General features: G+C 61.6%; 14 protein-coding genes. 4 read left to right on the forward strand and 10 right to left on the reverse strand.

The genetic code is table 11. From position 1 onward, the window contains the following. Positions 1 to 6: 6 nt before the first annotated feature. The 4 genes from ASD70_RS16860 to ASD70_RS16875 form a co-directional block, all read right to left on the reverse strand. Positions 7 to 1,719 (reverse strand): putative 2-aminoethylphosphonate ABC transporter permease subunit, encoded by a 1,713-nt coding sequence (locus tag ASD70_RS16860; RefSeq protein ID WP_046069972.1) that lies wholly within the window; start codon positions 1,717 to 1,719, stop codon positions 7 to 9. Between the two features lies 1 nt (position 1,720). Further along, positions 1,721 to 2,785 carry a putative 2-aminoethylphosphonate ABC transporter ATP-binding protein gene (locus ASD70_RS16865; protein WP_056846986.1) on the reverse strand — a complete coding sequence of 355 codons (1,065 nt, stop codon included), beginning with the start codon at positions 2,783 to 2,785 and terminating at the stop codon, positions 1,721 to 1,723. Positions 2,786 to 3,031: 246 nt separating this feature from the next. Continuing rightward, positions 3,032 to 3,895 carry a LysR family transcriptional regulator gene (locus ASD70_RS16870; protein WP_046069974.1) on the reverse strand — a complete coding sequence of 288 codons (864 nt, stop codon included), beginning with the start codon at positions 3,893 to 3,895 and terminating at the stop codon, positions 3,032 to 3,034. A gap of 16 nt (positions 3,896 to 3,911) precedes the next feature. Further along, entirely contained in the window at positions 3,912 to 6,200 is a 2,289-nt protein-coding gene (locus tag ASD70_RS16875) for a heavy metal translocating P-type ATPase (RefSeq protein ID WP_056846987.1), read from the reverse strand. An 85-nt stretch (positions 6,201 to 6,285) separates the two neighbouring features. On the opposite strand from ASD70_RS16875, the gene cadR reads away from it, so the two are divergent. Beyond that, positions 6,286 to 6,726, forward strand: a complete 441-nt coding sequence (gene cadR / locus ASD70_RS16880; RefSeq protein WP_046069976.1) for a Cd(II)/Pb(II)-responsive transcriptional regulator — start codon at positions 6,286 to 6,288, stop codon at positions 6,724 to 6,726. Positions 6,727 to 6,856: 130 nt separating this feature from the next. On the opposite strand, the gene ASD70_RS16885 is transcribed toward cadR, so the two are convergent. Together ASD70_RS16885 and lgt are read right to left on the reverse strand one after the other, a co-directional pair. Next, a complete protein-coding gene (locus ASD70_RS16885) occupies positions 6,857 to 7,690 on the reverse strand; it encodes a thymidylate synthase (protein ID WP_046069977.1) in 834 nt (277 codons plus the stop codon). Positions 7,691 to 7,748: 58 nt separating this feature from the next. Continuing rightward, the gene (gene lgt, locus ASD70_RS16890) at positions 7,749 to 8,561 is read right to left on the reverse strand and encodes a prolipoprotein diacylglyceryl transferase (protein ID WP_043047005.1); all 813 of its coding nucleotides are present in this window, start codon (positions 8,559 to 8,561) and stop codon (positions 7,749 to 7,751) included. A gap of 216 nt (positions 8,562 to 8,777) precedes the next feature. On the opposite strand from lgt, the gene ASD70_RS16895 reads away from it, so the two are divergent. Next, positions 8,778 to 9,524 (forward strand): NRDE family protein, encoded by a 747-nt coding sequence (locus ASD70_RS16895; protein WP_056846988.1) that lies wholly within the window; start codon positions 8,778 to 8,780, stop codon positions 9,522 to 9,524. Positions 9,525 to 9,649: 125 nt separating this feature from the next. Here the strand turns inward: ASD70_RS16895 and ptsP are convergent, their stop codons facing one another. Both ptsP and ASD70_RS16905 read right to left on the reverse strand, forming a co-directional pair. Continuing rightward, on the reverse strand, positions 9,650 to 11,929 hold the full coding sequence (ptsP, locus tag ASD70_RS16900) for a phosphoenolpyruvate--protein phosphotransferase (RefSeq protein WP_046069979.1): 2,280 nt from the start codon (positions 11,927 to 11,929) through the stop codon (positions 9,650 to 9,652). A gap of 22 nt (positions 11,930 to 11,951) precedes the next feature. Continuing rightward, positions 11,952 to 12,431, reverse strand: coding sequence for an RNA pyrophosphohydrolase (locus ASD70_RS16905; protein ID WP_003176750.1), 480 nt, complete (start codon positions 12,429 to 12,431; stop codon positions 11,952 to 11,954). A gap of 143 nt (positions 12,432 to 12,574) precedes the next feature. Between ASD70_RS16905 and ASD70_RS16910 the strand changes: the two genes are divergently transcribed. Then, on the forward strand, positions 12,575 to 13,231 hold the full coding sequence (locus ASD70_RS16910) for an HAD family hydrolase (protein WP_046069980.1): 657 nt from the start codon (positions 12,575 to 12,577) through the stop codon (positions 13,229 to 13,231). A gap of 113 nt (positions 13,232 to 13,344) precedes the next feature. Here the strand turns inward: ASD70_RS16910 and ASD70_RS16915 are convergent, their stop codons facing one another. Then, positions 13,345 to 13,758, reverse strand: coding sequence for a DUF2269 family protein (locus ASD70_RS16915; protein ID WP_043047001.1), 414 nt, complete (start codon positions 13,756 to 13,758; stop codon positions 13,345 to 13,347). 41 nt (positions 13,759 to 13,799) lie between these two features. Further along, complete coding sequence (gene ilvA / locus ASD70_RS16920) at positions 13,800 to 15,314, reverse strand: threonine ammonia-lyase, biosynthetic (protein ID WP_046069981.1); 1,515 nt, start codon at positions 15,312 to 15,314, stop codon at positions 13,800 to 13,802. Between the two features lie 138 nt (positions 15,315 to 15,452). Between ilvA and rpiA the strand changes: the two genes are divergently transcribed. Then, positions 15,453 to 16,124 carry a ribose-5-phosphate isomerase RpiA gene (rpiA, locus tag ASD70_RS16925; RefSeq protein WP_032878877.1) on the forward strand — a complete coding sequence of 224 codons (672 nt, stop codon included), beginning with the start codon at positions 15,453 to 15,455 and terminating at the stop codon, positions 16,122 to 16,124. Positions 16,125 to 16,347 lie beyond the last annotated feature (223 nt).

Genomic DNA, 16,347 nt, shown 5'->3' on the forward strand with positions numbered 1-16,347 from the left:
AGTTTGTTATTGGCCAGGCGCGGTCTGGCGCCAGGCTTGAGAGCGACGCAGCGCGCCACGTGAAGCCCACGCCAGCAGCAGCGAGACGCCGGCCGAAGTGAACAGGATCAAGGTCGACATGGCCGCGGCGCCGCCCACATTGCCGGCGTCGTCCATGTTCAACACGGCGACGGCGGCGAGGATGGTGTCGGGGCTGTAGAGGAAAATGGCGGCGGACACGGTGGTCATCGCCGACACAAACAGGTAGCGCAGGATATCCAGCAGCGCCGGCAGGCAAATCGGCACCGTGACACGCAGGTAGTGACGATACAGCGGCGCCTTGAGGGACAACGCCGCGGCTTCGAACTCGGCGTCCAACTGGCGCAGGGCGGTGGTGGCGGTCATCTGCGCAGTGGTCAGGTAATGCGCAATGGTGCACACCACCAGCAATGCCATGCTGCCGTAGAACACATGCAGCGGGTTGCCGTTGAGGTTGAAAAAGAACACGTAGCCCAGGCCCAGCACCAGACCTGGTACGGCCATCGGCACGAAGCTGAGCATGCGCAGCGCCAGGTTCAGGCCCTTCTGGCCCTTGGTCTTTTCCATCAGGTAGGCGCCAGTGAAGATCAGTACGCTGCCGATCAACGCCGTGCACAGCGCCATGGTCAGGCTGTTGCGATAGGCCAGCCAGCCGCCGCCGGCGGTGTCTTCGAACTGGTAGTGGTTGAGCGATAGCGACAGGTTGTACGGCCAGAACTTCACCAGCGACGAATACACCGCCATGCCGAACACCAACAGCAACAGCGCACAAATCAGCAGCACGATGGCCAGGTAGCAGCCATCGCGCAGCCGCGACGGCGCAGGCAGGAACACCTGGGCGCGACCACTCATGGCCTCGCCATGCCGACGGCGCAACCAGGCATCCACGCCGAAGCTGAACAGTGCCGGCAGCAGCAACACCATGCCGATCAACGCGCCGCGCCCGAACTGTTGCTGACCGACCACCGCCTTGTAGGCTTCCAGCGCCAGCACCTGGTAATCACCGCCCACCACCACCGGCACACCGAAGTCGGTGATGGTCAGGGTAAACACCAGGCAGAACGCGGCGAACACCGCCTGGCGCGTGGCTGGCCAGGTAATGCTGCGAAATGCCCGGGCCGGGCTGGCGCCCATGCTCGAAGCGGCGTCGAACAAACGCGCGTCTGCCAGGGACAAGGCCGACAGCAGGATCATCAATGCATGGGGAAAGGTGTAGATCACTTCGCCGAGCACAATGCCCCAGAAGCCGTAGATATTCTCCGAGAGCAAGCCACGCAACAGGCCCTGGTTGCCGAACAGGTAGACCAGCGCAATACCCGGCAGCATCGATGGCGCCATCAACGGCAGCAACGACAAGCCACGCCAGACAGATTTGCAGGGAATCAAAGTGCGTTGCAGGGCGTAGGCAAACAGATAGGCCAGCGGTACGACGATGGCTGCCACGCTGAGGGACACTTTCAGGCTATTGCCCAGCAACCAGTGGAAGTTGGCGCTGGTCAGCAGTTCGCCCGCGGCCACCAGACCACCGCCCTGCCCGGATTCGCTGCTGAAGCCGCGCCAGAAGATAGCCAATAGTGGCAGCAACACCGCCACCACCAAAAGGCCCAGCCAGAGCCATTTGCCGCCGACCACGAAGATACGGTCGCCCCACTCGGCGCGGGACACCTGACGCGCTACCGGCAGTGTCATGACAGCAGCCATCTCAGGAAAACACCTGCAGGCTGCGCGGCGGCAAGGCCACCCAGATATCCTGGGCGCCCAGGCGCGGCATGGCTTCGGGCGCCAGCTCGGCCAGCAACGGATGGCCCGGCAACTGCTCCAGTTCAAAGCTCATGCGGCAGCGGTTGCCGAGGAAAGTGATCTCGCGGACCTTGGCCGGGAACAGGTTTTCCTCATGCACCGGCGGGTTGACGCTGATGGCTTCCGGGCGGCAGAACAGACGGCCGGACTTGGCCACGCCCGCATCGTCGGCCAGGCGCATCTTCATGCCGCCAACCTGGGCATGGCTGGCGCTGTTGCGGCTGAACGGCAGCCAATTGCCCTGCCCCACAAACTCGGCCACGAACGGCGTGGCCGGACGGTCGTAGATTTCCTGCGGCGTGGCGTACTGCTCGACCTTGCCGTTGTTCATCACGGCAATGCGGTCGGCCATCAACATGGCTTCATCCTGGTTGTGGGTCACCATCAAGGTGGTGATGCCCAGGCGCCGTTGCAGTTGGCGCAGCTCAGTGCACAGATGCTCGCGCACACGGGCATCGAGGGCTGACATCGGTTCATCCAGCAGCAATAGCGACGGGGCCGGCGCCAGTGCACGGGCCAGGGCCACCCGCTGTTGTTGGCCGCCGGAGAGTTGACCGGGGTATTTCTTTTCGCTGCCGAGCAGGCCGACCAGCTCGAGCATCTGCCCGACGCGCTTGCGTACTTCATCACGGCCGCTGCCGGTGAGGCCATAGCCGATGTTCGCTTCCACGCTGAGATTGGGGAACAGCGCATAGGACTGAAACAGGATGCCGTAATCCCGCGCCTGGGGTGGCAGCAGGGAAACGTCACGCTCGCCCAGGTAAAGCTCGCCGCTGTCCTGGCGTTCCAGGCCGGCGATGCAGCGCAGCAGCGTGGTCTTGCCGCAGCCGGAGGGGCCTAGCAGGCACACCAGCTCGCCGGCGGCGACGTCCAGGGACACGTTGTCCAACGCGGTGAAGGCGCCAAAGCGTTTCTGGATCCCGCGCACCTTCATGGGCGTGCCGGGTTGGGTCAGGGCTGTGTTCATTAGGGGCACCTCATCAACTGATGAAGGCCATGCTAGGTGGGCAATGCGTAGCTGGTGTGGCAGAAAGGCAAAAGGAGGTGATAGTGGTATTGGTGGATTTGTGTAGGACTCATGGAGATGAGTTGCCTGTCCTACCGCTATCGGGAGCAAGCCCCCTCCCACAGTTGACCGGGTTCCAACATGAGAATGCGGTCAAAATGTGGGAGGGGGCTTGCTCCCGATTGGCCCTCAAGCCAGCCACAGAACTTAAATTGGCGACATTTCCTGAGCCAGGCCAAGGAATGCCGCAGGCAACCGCGCACCTTTGCGCTCCTTGAGGCAATACAGATACTCCGGAATCTGCGGCGCATTCTCGATGGTCAGCACCCGCAACTGCGGGTCATGGGGCACTTCCTGGCGGGCAATGATGCTGATGCCGATATTGCGCAGCACCGCCTCACGGATCGACTCACGGCTGCCAATCTCCAGCAAAGGCCCATAACCCACGCCGGAGCCCTGCAACATCTCTTCGGTCAGCCGACGGGTGGTGGAGCCTGCCTCGCGCATCAGCAGCGTATGCCCAGCCAGCGCGCTCAACGGCACATGATCGAGCTTGGCCAGCGGGTGATTGCGATGCACCGCCAGCACCAGCGGGTCAGTGCCCAGCACGCGGCGGATCAGGCGCGGGTCTTCCAGCAATTGCGAAGACGCGGCGACATCGACGCGGTAATCATCCAACGCTTCAAGCACTTGCTGGGAGTTGCCGATTTCTACCGACACGTCCACTTGGGGCAGGCGCTCGCGGAAGGCTTTGACCAGATCGAGGATGTAATACGGCGCCGTCGCGGCAATCCGCAGCGCGCCCTGGACCTGGCCGTTGTTGCGCAGGAAAAACTCGATATCCGCTTCCTGCTGCAACAGCGTCTTGACCATTGGCAGCAGCCGCGCACCTTCGTCACTGACGGTGAGGCGACGGCCCCCGCGATAGAACAGCTCAACGCCATACTGGCTTTCCAGGTTGCGAATCTGGGTAGTTACCGTGGGCTGGCTCAGGCCGAGTTTTTTCGCCGCCTGGGTGATGCTGCCCAGGCGGGCGACCATGAAAAACGCCTTTAACTCAGCACTCAGCACACCACCCTCTCATCCTCTATTTGCGCAACAGGCGCAGGCCGTTGAATACCACCAGCAGGCTTACGCCCATATCGGCGAAGACCGCCATCCACATGGTCGCCATGCCCATGAATGTGACCGCCAGGAAGATCGCCTTGATAACCAGCGCAAGGGCGATGTTCTGCTTGAGGATACTCGACGTTTGCCGCGACAATCGAATGAAAGCCGGAATCTTGCGCAAATCGTCGTCCATCAGCGCTACGTCAGCGGTCTCGATGGCTGTGTCAGTGCCTGCCGCGGCCATGGCAAAGCCGATCTCGGCGCGCGCCAGGGCCGGGGCGTCGTTGATACCATCGCCGACCATGCCCACCCGATGGCCTTGACCGTAAAGGGTTTCGATAGCTTGCAGCTTGTCGGTGGGCAGCAAGTCGCCCTGGGCCTGGTCGATGCCGACCTGACTGGCAATCGCCTGAGCGGTGTGAGTGTTGTCCCCGGTGAGCATCAGGGTCTTGATGCCCAGGTCGTGTAATTGCTCAATAGCTTCGCGGCTGCTGTCCTTGACGGTGTCGGCCACGGCAAACAGCGCCAGCGGGCCGGATTTGTCCAGCAGCAGCACCACGGACTTGCCTTGTTTTTCCAGGGCGAAGAGCTTTTCTTCCAGCGCCGGGGAGCACAGGCCGAGGTCTTCCACCAGACGGTGGTTACCCAGGTGATAGGTCTGGCCGTTGATATCTCCGCGCACGCCGCGCCCGGCCAGGGCCTCGAAGTTATCCACAGCATGAATCGTCAGGTTTTTATCCACCGCCGCATTGGCTATCGCCAGGGACACCGGGTGGTCGGAACGCCCGGCCAAGCTGGCGGCCAGGGCCGGGGCGCTGCCTTCGAGATTGGGGAACAGCGGCAGGTAATCGGTTTGCACCGGTTTGCCGTGGGTGATGGTGCCGGTCTTGTCGAGGGCCAGGTAGTCGAGCTTGTAACCCCCCTCCAGGTACACACCGCCCTTGATCAGGATGCCTTTACGCGCCGCTGCGGCCAGGCCACTGACGATGGTCACCGGGGTGGAAATCACTAAGGCGCAGGGGCAAGCCACCACCAGCAGCACCAGGGCGCGATAAATCCAGTCGAACCACACGCCAGCCATGAACAACGGCGGAATCACCGCCACGCCCAGGGCAAACAGGAAGACTGCCGGGGTGTAGACCTTCGAGAAACTATCAACAAACCGCTGGGTTGGCGCCCGTGCGCCTTGGGCCTGCTCCACGGCGTGGATGATCCGCGCCAGGGTCGAGTTGTTGGCCGCCGCAGTGACTTTGTATTCCAGGGACCCGGCCTGGTTGATGGTGCCGGCGAAGACTTTATCGCCGATGGTCTTTTCAATCGGCAGGCTTTCCCCGGTGATCGGTGCCTGATCGATGGTGGATTGACCGGCAGTGACCTCACCGTCCAAGCCGATACGCTCGCCGGGCTTTACCCGAACGATCGCACCAAGCTCAATACTTTTAACCTCTTGTTCCATCCACGAGCCGTCGGCCTGTTTTACCGTGGCCTGTTCCGGCGTCATTTGCATCAGGCCGCTGATGGCATTGCGCGCCCGGTCCAGGGACTTGGCCTCGATCAACTCGGCCACGGTGAACAGGAACATCACCATCGCCGCTTCCGGCCACTGGCCAATCAAAATGGCGCCGGTCACCGCGATGCTCATCAGCGCGTTGATGTTCAGGTTGAGGTTTTTCAGGGCAATCCAGCCCTTTTTGTAGGTGGTGAGGCCGCCGCTGAGGATCGACACCAGCGCTACCAGCGCGATCACCCAGGTCGGTGCCACGCCGGTAAAATGCAGCACTTCCGCGCCCAGGGCACCCACGCCAGATACCGCCAATGGCCACCAATGTTTCTTGGCGGGCGGTGCGGCGGCAGGGCTGCCTTCTTCGATAGGGTCGGCCTGCATGCCGATGGACTTGATCGCATCAATGATCGGCGCTGTGCTCGGCAGGTCATGGGTGACGCCGAGGATGCGGTTGATCAGGTTGAATTCCAGCTGCTGCACACCGGCGAGCTTGCCCAGTTTGTTCTGGATCAGCGTCTGCTCGGTGGGGCAGTCCATGGCTTCGATGCGGAAGGTGCTCAGCCGCGAGCCGGCGGTGGGCGCTTCGCTCAGGGTCACCACGGCAGGCCCGGCAGCGCCGGAACAGCATGAGCCCGCGTGGCCGTGGTTATCCACAGGCGTCAGCTTTGCGGGGCCATGATCATGGTTGTGATCGTGGTCGTGCTTATGGTCATGAGCATGGTCGTGATCGTGCTTGTGCGGGGTGTGAATGGAGTGGCTCATCAGGTTGCGTCCGTAAAGGTGCCTGTTGCCAAGTAAAGACCCTGTAGCCACTATAGGGTCAAGCACCCATGTGGAGATTGCTGCGATGAAGATCGGCGAACTGGCCAAACTTACCGACTGCCCGGTGGAAACCATCCGTTATTACGAGAAGGAAAACCTGCTGCCACCGCCTGCGCGCACCGATGGCAACTACCGGGTCTATACCCAGGCACACACCGAGCGGCTGACCTTTATCCGCAATTGCCGCAGCCTCGACATGACCCTCGAGGAAATCCGCAGCCTGCTGGGGCTGCGCGACAGCCCCCAGGACCAGTGCGAAAGCGTGAATGCGCTGATCGACGAGCATATCCACCACGTGAAAGCGCGGATCGATGGGTTGCTGGCCTTGCAGGAGCAATTGCTGGACCTGCGCCAACGTTGCGGCGGTGGGGAACAGTGCGGGATTTTGCAGCGATTGGAAGTCAGCGGAGGGATTGCGGCCAGCGAGGCCGAGCCTTCGCACGTGGGCAGAAGCCACGGCCATTGAACCTAAGTGAACACGATTAAAATGTGGGAGGGGGCTTGCTCCCGATAGCAGTGGATCAGTCATAACCTCTGTAACTGATACACCGCCATCGGGAGCAAGCCCCCTCCCACAGTTCTGACCGAGGCAGGCTTTAAATAGCCACGTCTGCCTTGATGCTTGGGTCCGCGTCATAGCCCACGATCTCAAAGTCTTCGAACTTGTAGTCGTAGATCGAGGCAGGTTTACGCTTGATCACCAGTTCCGGCAGTTTTTTCGGCGTGCGTGCCAACTGGGTGCGGATCTGTTCCATGTGGTTGCTGTAGGCGTGGGTGTCGCCGGTGGTGACGATGATCTCGTGGGGGATCAGGTCGCACTGCTGGGCCAGCATGTGGGTCAGCAACGCCAGCGCGGCGGTGTTGTACGGCAGGCCCAGGAACACGTCGGAGCTGCGGATATACAGCTGCATCGACAGATGACCGTCATGCACGAACGCCTGGTACAGCAGGTGGCACGGCGGCAGGGCTTGCTTGCCGTTGCGCGCGTTTTCCTGGGGGCTCTTGGTTTCGTCCGGCAGGTATTCGACGTTCCAGCCGTGGAACAGGATGCGGCGGCTGTTGGGGTTGGTCTTGAGCGTGTGCACCATGTAGTCGATCTGGTTGATCGTGCCGCCATCCTTGGTCGGCCACGCGGTCCACTGCTCGCCATACACCGGGCCCAAATCACCGTCTTCGGTGGCCCACTCGTCCCAGATTTTCACACCGTTTTCGTTGAGCCACTTGATGTTGGTGTTGCCGCTCAACATCCAGATCAGTTCATTGGCGATGCTTTTGAAGTGCAGCTTCTTGGTGGTCAGCAGCGGGAAGCCGTCGGCCAGGTTATGCCGATACTGACGGGCAAACACGGCCCTGGTGCCGGTGCCGGTGCGGTCGCCCTTGGTCAGACCATTGGTCACGACGTCGTGCAGCAGTTCGAGATATTGCTTCATGTGGTTACCCGTAGCGTTGAAGCCGCGGCCCTTCAAGCAAGGGCCACGGCATTCGAATTTAAAGCGCGGCGTTCTTCAGCGGCTGCGGGCGATTGTACGCCCACCAGAGCATGCCCAGGCCCGCGAGGATCATCGGCAGGCTGAGAACCTGGCCCATGGTCAGCCAGCCCCACGCCAGGTAGCCCAGCTGCGCGTCCGGCACCCTTACAAATTCGACGATAAAGCGGAAGATCCCATAGAACAGCGCGAACATGCCCGACACAGCCATGGTCGGGCGTGGCTTGCGCGAGAAAATGTAAAGGATAAGGAACAGTGCAACACCTTCCAACGCGAACTGGTAGAGCTGCGACGGGTGGCGCGGCAGTTGCGCCGGGTCGCTGAACGGCGGGAACACCATGGCCCACGGCACATCGGTCGGCTTGCCCCACAACTCGGCGTTGATGAAGTTACCGATGCGCCCGGCACCCAGGCCGATCGGCACGAATGGCGCGACGAAGTCCATCAGTTGGAAGAACGACTTGCCGTTGCGCCTGCCGAACCACCAGGCGGCGATCATCACGCCGATAAACCCGCCGTGGAAGGCCATGCCACCTTTCCACACTTCGAAGATCAGCGTCGGATTGGCGATATAGGCCGACAAGTCGTAGAACAGCACATACCCCAGGCGTCCGCCGACGATCACCCCCATCGACATCCAGAACACCATGTCGGAGAGCTTCTCCTTGGTCCAGGTCGGGTCGAACCGGTTCAGGCGCCGGGAAGCCAGCAGCCAGGCACCGCCGATGCCGATCAGGTACATCAGCCCGTACCAGTGGATTTTCAGCGGACCGATGGCCAGGGCCACCGGGTCGATCTGCGGGTAAGGCAGCATTGCGACTCCTCGTTAAAACATTTAGTCATGACGCACCGGACCATGCCGAGGTGCGATTAAGCCTGCGTTACAGCGCCGATATCAAATTAAGAAGTTCACATACACACCAAACAGCCCGGCATGTTAACGGATGGAAGGCGCGCGGCCCAACTTCGTTGCGATGGAACGCCTGCGCGTCTGTGGGTAGAGTGGCAAAAACACAAAAGGGGTCGCCCGATGTGCCTGATTGTTTTCGCCTGGCGGCCGGGCCATGCCCGACCGCTGATCGTTGCGGCCAACCGCGATGAGTTCTACGCCCGCCCCAGCCTGCCGCTGGCCCAGTGGTCGGATGCGCCACAGGTCTATGCCGGCCGAGATCAGGAGGCCGGCGGTACCTGGCTGGGCGTCAGCGCCGAAGGGCGTTTTGCCGCCCTGACCAATATCCGCGACCCGCACCAACCACCAGCACGCAAGTCCCGGGGGGAACTGGTTGCGCGGTTTCTCAGTGGTTCGCTGCCGATTGAAGACTATTTAGCCGACGTTAACGGACGCTCGATTGAATATGCCGGGTTTAACCTACTGGTGGGCACGCGGGATGAGCTGTGGCATTACAACGCCAATGATACCGAGCCGACGCGGTTGAAGGCTGGGGTGTACGGGTTATCCAATGCTGGGCTGGATACACCATGGCCGAAGCTGGTGAAGGCCAAGGCAGCGTTCAGTGCGGTGCTGGAGAACCCCGAGCCTGAGGTACTGCTGGGGGTTCTGAGCGACCCGCAGACTGCCCCGTTTGCTGAACTGCCGGACACCGGCGTAGGCCTGGCGACCGAAAGCCTGCTGTCGAGTGTGTTTATCGCCAGCCCCAGTTACGGGACACGGGCGAGCACGGCGCTGATTGTGAATGCCGATGGGACGCGGCGGATGGTGGAGCGTAGCTTTGGACCCCACGGCGGGCGACTAGGTGAGGTCGAACTCAATTTTTAACCACACCCCAAAACCAATGTGGGAGGGGGCTTGCTCCCGATAGCGGTGGGTCAGTACCAGATATTCTGGCTGACACCCTGCAATCGGGAGCAAGCCCCCTCCCACATTTTGTTCAGTGCCAGCCTTTAGAGGGTTTTCGCCGAAGCCGGGTTGATCATCCGGGTCAGCCCAAGGTTTTTCAGCGCCAACTGCAGCGAGCTGTGGATAACTTGCGGGTTGTCGATGGTCATCAACTCGGCCAGCAAATCCTTGGCCATGCCCAATTCAACTTGGCGCAGCATCCACTTCACCTTCGGCAGGTTGGTGGCGTTCATCGACAGGCTGTCAAATCCCATTGCCATCAACAACACCGCGGCTGCCGGGTCGCCGGCCATCTCGCCGCAGATGCTCACCGGCTTGCCCTCGGCATGGGCGTCGCGCACCACGTGTTGCAGGGCTTGCAGCACCGCCGGGTGCAGGTAGTCGTAGAGGTCGGCCACCCGTGGGTTGTTACGGTCTACGGCCAGCAGGTACTGGGTCAGGTCGTTGGACCCCACCGAGAGGAAGTCCACCTGCCGCGCCAGTTCCTTGGCCTGGTACACCGCCGCGGGGATCTCGATCATCACGCCAATCGGCGGCATCGGCACGTCGGCACCTTCATCGCGCACTTCGCCCCAGGCCCGGTGGATCAGGTGCAGGGCTTCTTCCAGCTCATGGGTGCCGGAGATCATCGGCAGCAGGATGCGCAGGTTGTTCAACCCCTCGCTGGCCTTGAGCATGGCGCGGGTCTGGACGAGGAAGATTTCAGGATGGTCGAGGGTAACGCGAATGCCACGCCAGCCAAGGAAGGGGTTGTCTTCCTTGATCGGGAAATACGACAGTGACTTGTCGCCGCCAATGTCCAGGCTGCGCATCGTCACCGGTAGCGGGTGGAAGGCCTGAAGTTGCTCGCGATAAATCGCCAGCTGCTCCTTCTCACTCGGGAAACGCTGGTTGATCATGAACGGCACTTCGGTGCGGTACAGCCCCACCCCTTCGGCGCCACGTTGCTGGGCGCGTGCTACATCGGCCAGCAGGCCGGTGTTGACCAGCAGCGGTACCCGGTGGCCGTCGAGGGTGACGCACGGCAGCTCGCGCAACGAGTCGAGGCCCTGTGCCAGTTGCTTCTCTTCTTCCACCACTTCGGCGTATTGCTTGCGCAGCACGTCGCTGGGGTTGGTAAACACCTCACCGCGATGCCCGTCGACGATCATGTCGATGCCGTCGACCTTGGAATACGGCAGGTCCACCAGGCCCATCACCGTCGGGATGCCCATGGCCCGGGCCAGGATCGCGACGTGGGAGTTACCCGAGCCCAGTACCGAGACCAGGCCCACCAGCTTGCCCTCAGGCACTTCACCGAGCTGGGTGGCCGTCAATTCTTCACTGACCAGGATGGTGTTGTCGGGGAAGACCATGTTGGTGCTGCGGTCTTCCTGCAGGTACGCCAGCAGGCGGCGGCCGAGGTCGCGCACATCAGAGGCCCGCTCGCGCAGGTAGGCGTCGTCCATCATTTCGAAGCGGTTGACGTGATCGGTGACCACCTGGCGCAACGCGCCCTGGGCCCACTGGCCGGTCTTGATCACGGTCTTGACTTCGTTACCCAGGGACGCGTCGTCGAGCATCATCTGGTACACGTCGAACAGCGCACGCTCTTCGGGGCGCAGCTGGGTGGCCAGCTTGTTCGACAGGTTGCGCATGTCGGCGCGCACGCCTTCGAGGGCGGTCTTGAACAGTTTGATTTCAGCGTCGATGTCATCGACGCTCTTGTCCGGCACCACGTCCAGGTCGGCCGGCGGCAGCATGACCACCGCCTTGCCCACCGCAGCCCCAGGCGAGCCCGGTACGCCGACGAACTTGGCTTCCTGGATGCCCTTGCCCTGGCGCCCCAGGCCGCGAATCGAACCGGTGGCCTCGGCGTGAGCGATAACCCCGGCGAGTTGCGCGCTCATGGTCACGAGGAAGGCTTCTTCACCTTCGTCGAACTGGCGGCGTTCTTTTTGCTGAATGACCAACACGCCGACTACGCGGCGGTGGTGGATGATCGGCGCGCCGAGGAACGAGGCGTAGCGCTCTTCGCCGGTTTCGGCAAAGTAGCGATAACGCGGGTGGTCGGCCGCATGTTCGAGGTTCAGGGGTTCTTCACGCGTCCCCACCAGGCCCACCAGACCTTCATTGGGCGCCATGCTGACCTTGCCGATGGAGCGCTTGTTCAAGCCCTCCGTGGCCATCAGCACAAAACGGTTGGTCTCTGGGTCCAGCAGGTAAACCGAGCAGACCTGGCTGCCCATGGCTTCCTTGACGCGCAACACAATAATCCCCAACGCCGCCTTGAGATCCTTGGCGGAGTTAACTTCCTGGACGATCTTGCGCAGCGTATTGAGCATGGCTCGGGGTCGAACTCCGTCGTCAGTCGCGCGCTAAAAGGCGCGGGGCAAGCTCTTTGAGAGCGCGACGATAAACCTCGCGCTTGAATGTCACCACCTGGCCCAACGGGTACCAATAACTGACCCAGCGCCAGCCATCGAACTCCGGTTTACCGGTCAAATCCATCCGCACCCGCTGCTCATTGGAGATCAGGCGCAGAAGAAACCATTTCTGCTTCTGGCCGATGCACAGCGGTTGGCTGTGGGTACGCACCAGGCGTTGCGGCAAACGATAACGCAACCAGCCACGGGTACAGGCCAGAATCTGCACATCTTCACGCTCAAGGCCGACTTCTTCGTTCAACTCACGGTACAAGGCGTCTTCAGGGGTTTCGTCGGGGTTGATTCCACCTTGAGGAAACTGCCAGGCATCTTGGTTGATTCGGCGAGCCCATAGCACCTGTCCGGCATCATTCGTAAGAATAATCCCGACATTAGGACGGAAACCATCGGGGTCGATCACGGCAACAACCTCGCAAACGCATGTCGCCGCATTGTTCCACAAAGGTTGTTCCAGCGGCAACGAGGCTTCTTACCTTATGTGCACTCTTGTGAAAAGACCGTATTCTGGACGCCTTTTTACAGACTTTTCAGCGAGTAATTGCAATGCGCCTGGCTTTATTCGACTTGGACAACACGCTCCTGGGTGGTGACAGCGATCACGCCTGGGGTGATTACCTGTGTGAGCGCGGGTTTCTCGACCCCATCGCCTACAAGGCCCGCAACGATGCGTTCTACCAGGATTACCTGGCCGGCACGCTGGATAATGCCGCCTACCTGAACTTTTGCCTGGAAATCCTCGGCCGCACCGAAATGGCCCAGTTGGACGAGTGGCACAACGACTATATGCGCGACTGCATCGAGCCGATCATGCTGCCCAAGGCGGTGGAACTGCTGGCCAAACACCGCGCCGCGGGCGACAAGCTGGTAATCATCACCGCCACCAACCGTTTCGTCACTGCGCCAATTGCCGCACGGCTGGGCGTCGAGACCCTGATCGCCACAGAATGCGAAATGCTGGACGGCCGCTATACCGGGCGCAGCACCGATGTGCCGTGCTTTCGCGAAGGCAAGGTGACGCGCCTGAACCGTTGGCTGGAGGAGACCGGGTATAGCCTGGAAGACAGCTATTTCTATAGCGACTCGATGAATGACTTACCGTTGCTGGAGCAGGTGACGCATCCGGTGGCGGTGGATCCGGATCCCAATCTTCACGCTGAGGCTGAACGGCGCGGTTGGCCGGTGATTACGCTGCGTAGCTGATGGCCCTATCGGGGGCAAGCCCCCTCCCACACTTGACCGAGTTCGAACATGAGAATGTGGTCGAAAATGTGGGAGGGGGATTGCCCCCGATGCAGTCGACGCGATCTGAAGCCCTAAACCGGCTTGGCGCCCATGAGCCCGGCAATCGCCACAAACCCCACCAGACTGACCACCGCCAGCACCAGGGTGAAATTCAGGCTACCGCCCTCGCCTTTGCGCAGGCGATTAAGCCGCGCCACCAGCCAGAACCAGGCCAGCGCCGCCACGGTGTAGAGGATGCTGGAACCCAGGATCCAGGTTTGCCCCAATGGCCAGCCGAGCAGGTGTACCAGCCACCAGCCGGTGAACGGCATGCTGACCAGGCAAATGCCCATCAGCAACCAGACAAACGCCCACGGGCGTTGCACAGTTACAGCAGGGCCTGCGCTGCGCTTACGCCAGGCCAGTACGGCCAGGCCAAGGCCACTGAGCAGCAGCAACACGGTGGCGGTGATGTGGATAACCTTGAGGGTGGTCAGCGTTTCCATGGTCTCGATTCCTTTAAAGGCCGCTCAGTCAGCGTAGTCGCTCAACCGAGGAACAACTGGTAGGCCGGGTTTTCGCTCTCATCCCAGTACGGGTAACCGATTTCAGCCAGGGCCGCCGGCACCAGGTGACGCTCATCCGCCGGCACTTGCAGCCCGGCAACCACACGGCCGTCGGCCGCGCCGTGGTTGCGGTAATGGAACATCGAGATGTTCCAGCGCCCGCCCAACTTGTTGAGAAAGTTGAACAATGCCCCCGGCCGCTCCGGAAATTCGAAGCGAAACACCAACTCGTCGCTGACTTTGGCCGCGTGCCCGCCGACCATATGGCGAATGTGCAGCTTGGCCAGTTCGTTCTCGGTCAGGTCCAGCACCGGGAAGCCCTGGCTGGTCAGGCTGGCGATCAGCGCACTGCGTGGATCGTTTTCCGGGTGGGTCTGCACGCCGACGAAGATGTGCGCCTCGCTGCCGGTGTGGTAACGGTAGTTGAATTCGGTGATCTGGCGCTTGCCCACAGCCTCGCAGAACGCCTTGAAGCTGCCCGGCTGCTCGGGGATGGTCACGGCGATAATCGCTTCGCGGCCTTCACCCAGTTCGGCGCGCTCGGCCACGTGGCGCAGGCGGTCGAAGTTGACGTTGGCGCCAGAATCGATGGCAACAAAGGTCTGGCCGCTGACGCCTCGGGTCTCGACGTACTTTTTGATTCCGGCCACGCCCAACGCGCCTGCCGGCTCAGTGATAGAGCGAGTGTCGTCGTAGATATCCTTGATCGCCGCGCAGATTTCATCGGTGCTGACAGTGATCACTTCATCGACATAGTCCTTGCAGATGTCGAAGGTGTGCTGGCCGATCTGCGCCACCGCCACGCCATCGGCGAAGATCCCGACGGTGGGCAACACCACGCGCTCGCCCGCGGCCATGGCGGCTTGCAGGCAGTTGGAGTCGTCCGGCTCGACGCCAATGATCTTGATCTCCGGGCGCAGGTATTTCACGTACGCGGCGATGCCGGCGATCAGCCCGCCGCCGCCCACCGGTACGAAAATCGCGTCCAGGGGCCCAGGGTGCTGGCGCAGGATTTCCATCGCCACGGTGCCCTGCCCGGCAATAGTGTGCGGATCATCGTAGGGGTGAATGTAGACGTAGCCCTTTTCATCGACCAGCTTGAGCGAGTAGGCCAGCGCTTCCGGGAAGGAATCGCCGTGCAACACTACTTTACCGCCACGGGAGCGCACGCCTTCGACCTTGATCTCCGGGGTAGTCTTGGGCATCACGATGGTGGCCTTGACCCCCAACACCTTGGCCGCCAGGGCCAGGCCCTGGGCATGGTTGCCCGCCGAAGCCGTGACCACGCCGCGGGCACGTTCCTCGCTGCTCAACTGGGTCAGCTTGTTATAAGCGCCGCGAATCTTGAACGAGAACACCGGCTGCAAGTCTTCGCGCTTGAGCCAAATCTTGTTGCCCAGCCGCTCGGAGAGCTGGCGGGCAGTCTGCAAGGGGGTTTCCACGGCAACGTCATAAACGCGCGAGGTGAGGATCTTTTTGACGTAGTGTTCAAGCATCGGCAGGCATCTACTTCACGGGTTGGGCAGGGCCAGGGAGTCTAACCCGGCTTTTGGCCGGGCGACCACACGAATCCCGAGGTTTTGTTGGGTTATACTCGCCGCCCTCGATAATTCCCCGCCCGTTCCGGAGCCCGCATGACCCAGGATCAACTCAAACAGGCAGTGGCCCAGGCCGCTGTCGATTTAATCCTTCCTAAGCTCGACGACAAGAGCATCGTCGGTGTCGGCACCGGTTCCACCGCCAACTGCTTTATCGACGCACTGGCCCAACACAAGGGCGCGTTCGACGGCGCAGTCGCCAGCTCCGAAGCCACCGCTGCACGTCTTAAAGGCCATGGCATTCCGGTGTACGAGCTCAACACCGTGAGCGACCTGGAGTTCTACGTCGACGGCGCCGATGAAAGCGACGAACACCTGAACCTGATCAAGGGCGGCGGCGCAGCCCTGACCCGCGAAAAGATCGTCGCAGCCGTAGCCAAGACCTTCATCTGCATCGCCGATGCCAGCAAGCTGGTGCCGGTGCTCGGCGCCTTCCCGTTGCCGGTGGAAGTCATCCCCATGGCCCGCAGCCACGTGGCCCGCGAGCTGGTGAAGTTGGGCGGCGACCCGGTGTACCGCGAAGGTGTGTTGACCGACAACGGCAACATCATCATCGATGTGTTCAATATGCAGATCACCAACCCCGTTGAGCTGGAGACGCAGATCAACGCCATCGTGGGCGTGGTCACCAACGGCCTGTTCGCAGCGCGCCCGGCCGATGTGTTGCTGCTGGGCACCCCGGAAGGCGTGAAAACCCTCAAGGCTTAACAACTGCGGGAGGGGGCTTGCTCCCGATGGCTGTGTGTCAGGCAACTAATCTGTAGCTGACACTCCGCTATCGGGAGCAAGCCCCCTCCCACATTTGAGAGCCCTCGCTGTAACAAAAACGCTACCTTTCGCAGCACTCCCCTCCAAAACCGTGCGCTCGGTCACGGCATGCCAAGTCCCGCCTGGTATCCAATCCGTTACAAATTACACCCACGCGACCCAC

The sequence above is a fragment of the Pseudomonas sp. Root569 genome (assembly GCF_001427465.1).
Lineage (GTDB): Bacteria > Pseudomonadota > Gammaproteobacteria > Pseudomonadales > Pseudomonadaceae > Aquipseudomonas > Aquipseudomonas synxantha.

Bases quoted from the DNA above. Each gene is read 5' to 3' on its own strand.
- ASD70_RS16875 (WP_056846987.1), bottom strand. From the start codon at position 6,200: ATGAGCCACTCCATTCACACCCCGCACAAGCACGATCACGACCATGCT.
- ASD70_RS16860 (WP_046069972.1), bottom strand. From the start codon at position 1,719: ATGGCTGCTGTCATGACACTGCCGGTAGCGCGTCAGGTGTCCCGCGCC.
- ASD70_RS16895 (WP_056846988.1), top strand. From the start codon at position 8,778: ATGTGCCTGATTGTTTTCGCCTGGCGGCCGGGCCATGCCCGACCGCTG.
- ASD70_RS16885 (WP_046069977.1), bottom strand. From the start codon at position 7,690: ATGAAGCAATATCTCGAACTGCTGCACGACGTCGTGACCAATGGTCTG.
- ASD70_RS16865 (WP_056846986.1), bottom strand. From the start codon at position 2,785: ATGAACACAGCCCTGACCCAACCCGGCACGCCCATGAAGGTGCGCGGG.
- ilvA (WP_046069981.1), bottom strand. From the start codon at position 15,314: ATGCTTGAACACTACGTCAAAAAGATCCTCACCTCGCGCGTTTATGAC.
- ASD70_RS16915 (WP_043047001.1), bottom strand. From the start codon at position 13,758: ATGGAAACGCTGACCACCCTCAAGGTTATCCACATCACCGCCACCGTG.
- lgt (WP_043047005.1), bottom strand. From the start codon at position 8,561: ATGCTGCCTTACCCGCAGATCGACCCGGTGGCCCTGGCCATCGGTCCG.
- ASD70_RS16910 (WP_046069980.1), top strand. From the start codon at position 12,575: ATGCGCCTGGCTTTATTCGACTTGGACAACACGCTCCTGGGTGGTGAC.
- ptsP (WP_046069979.1), bottom strand. From the start codon at position 11,929: ATGCTCAATACGCTGCGCAAGATCGTCCAGGAAGTTAACTCCGCCAAG.
- cadR (WP_046069976.1), top strand. From the start codon at position 6,286: ATGAAGATCGGCGAACTGGCCAAACTTACCGACTGCCCGGTGGAAACC.
- rpiA (WP_032878877.1), top strand. From the start codon at position 15,453: ATGACCCAGGATCAACTCAAACAGGCAGTGGCCCAGGCCGCTGTCGAT.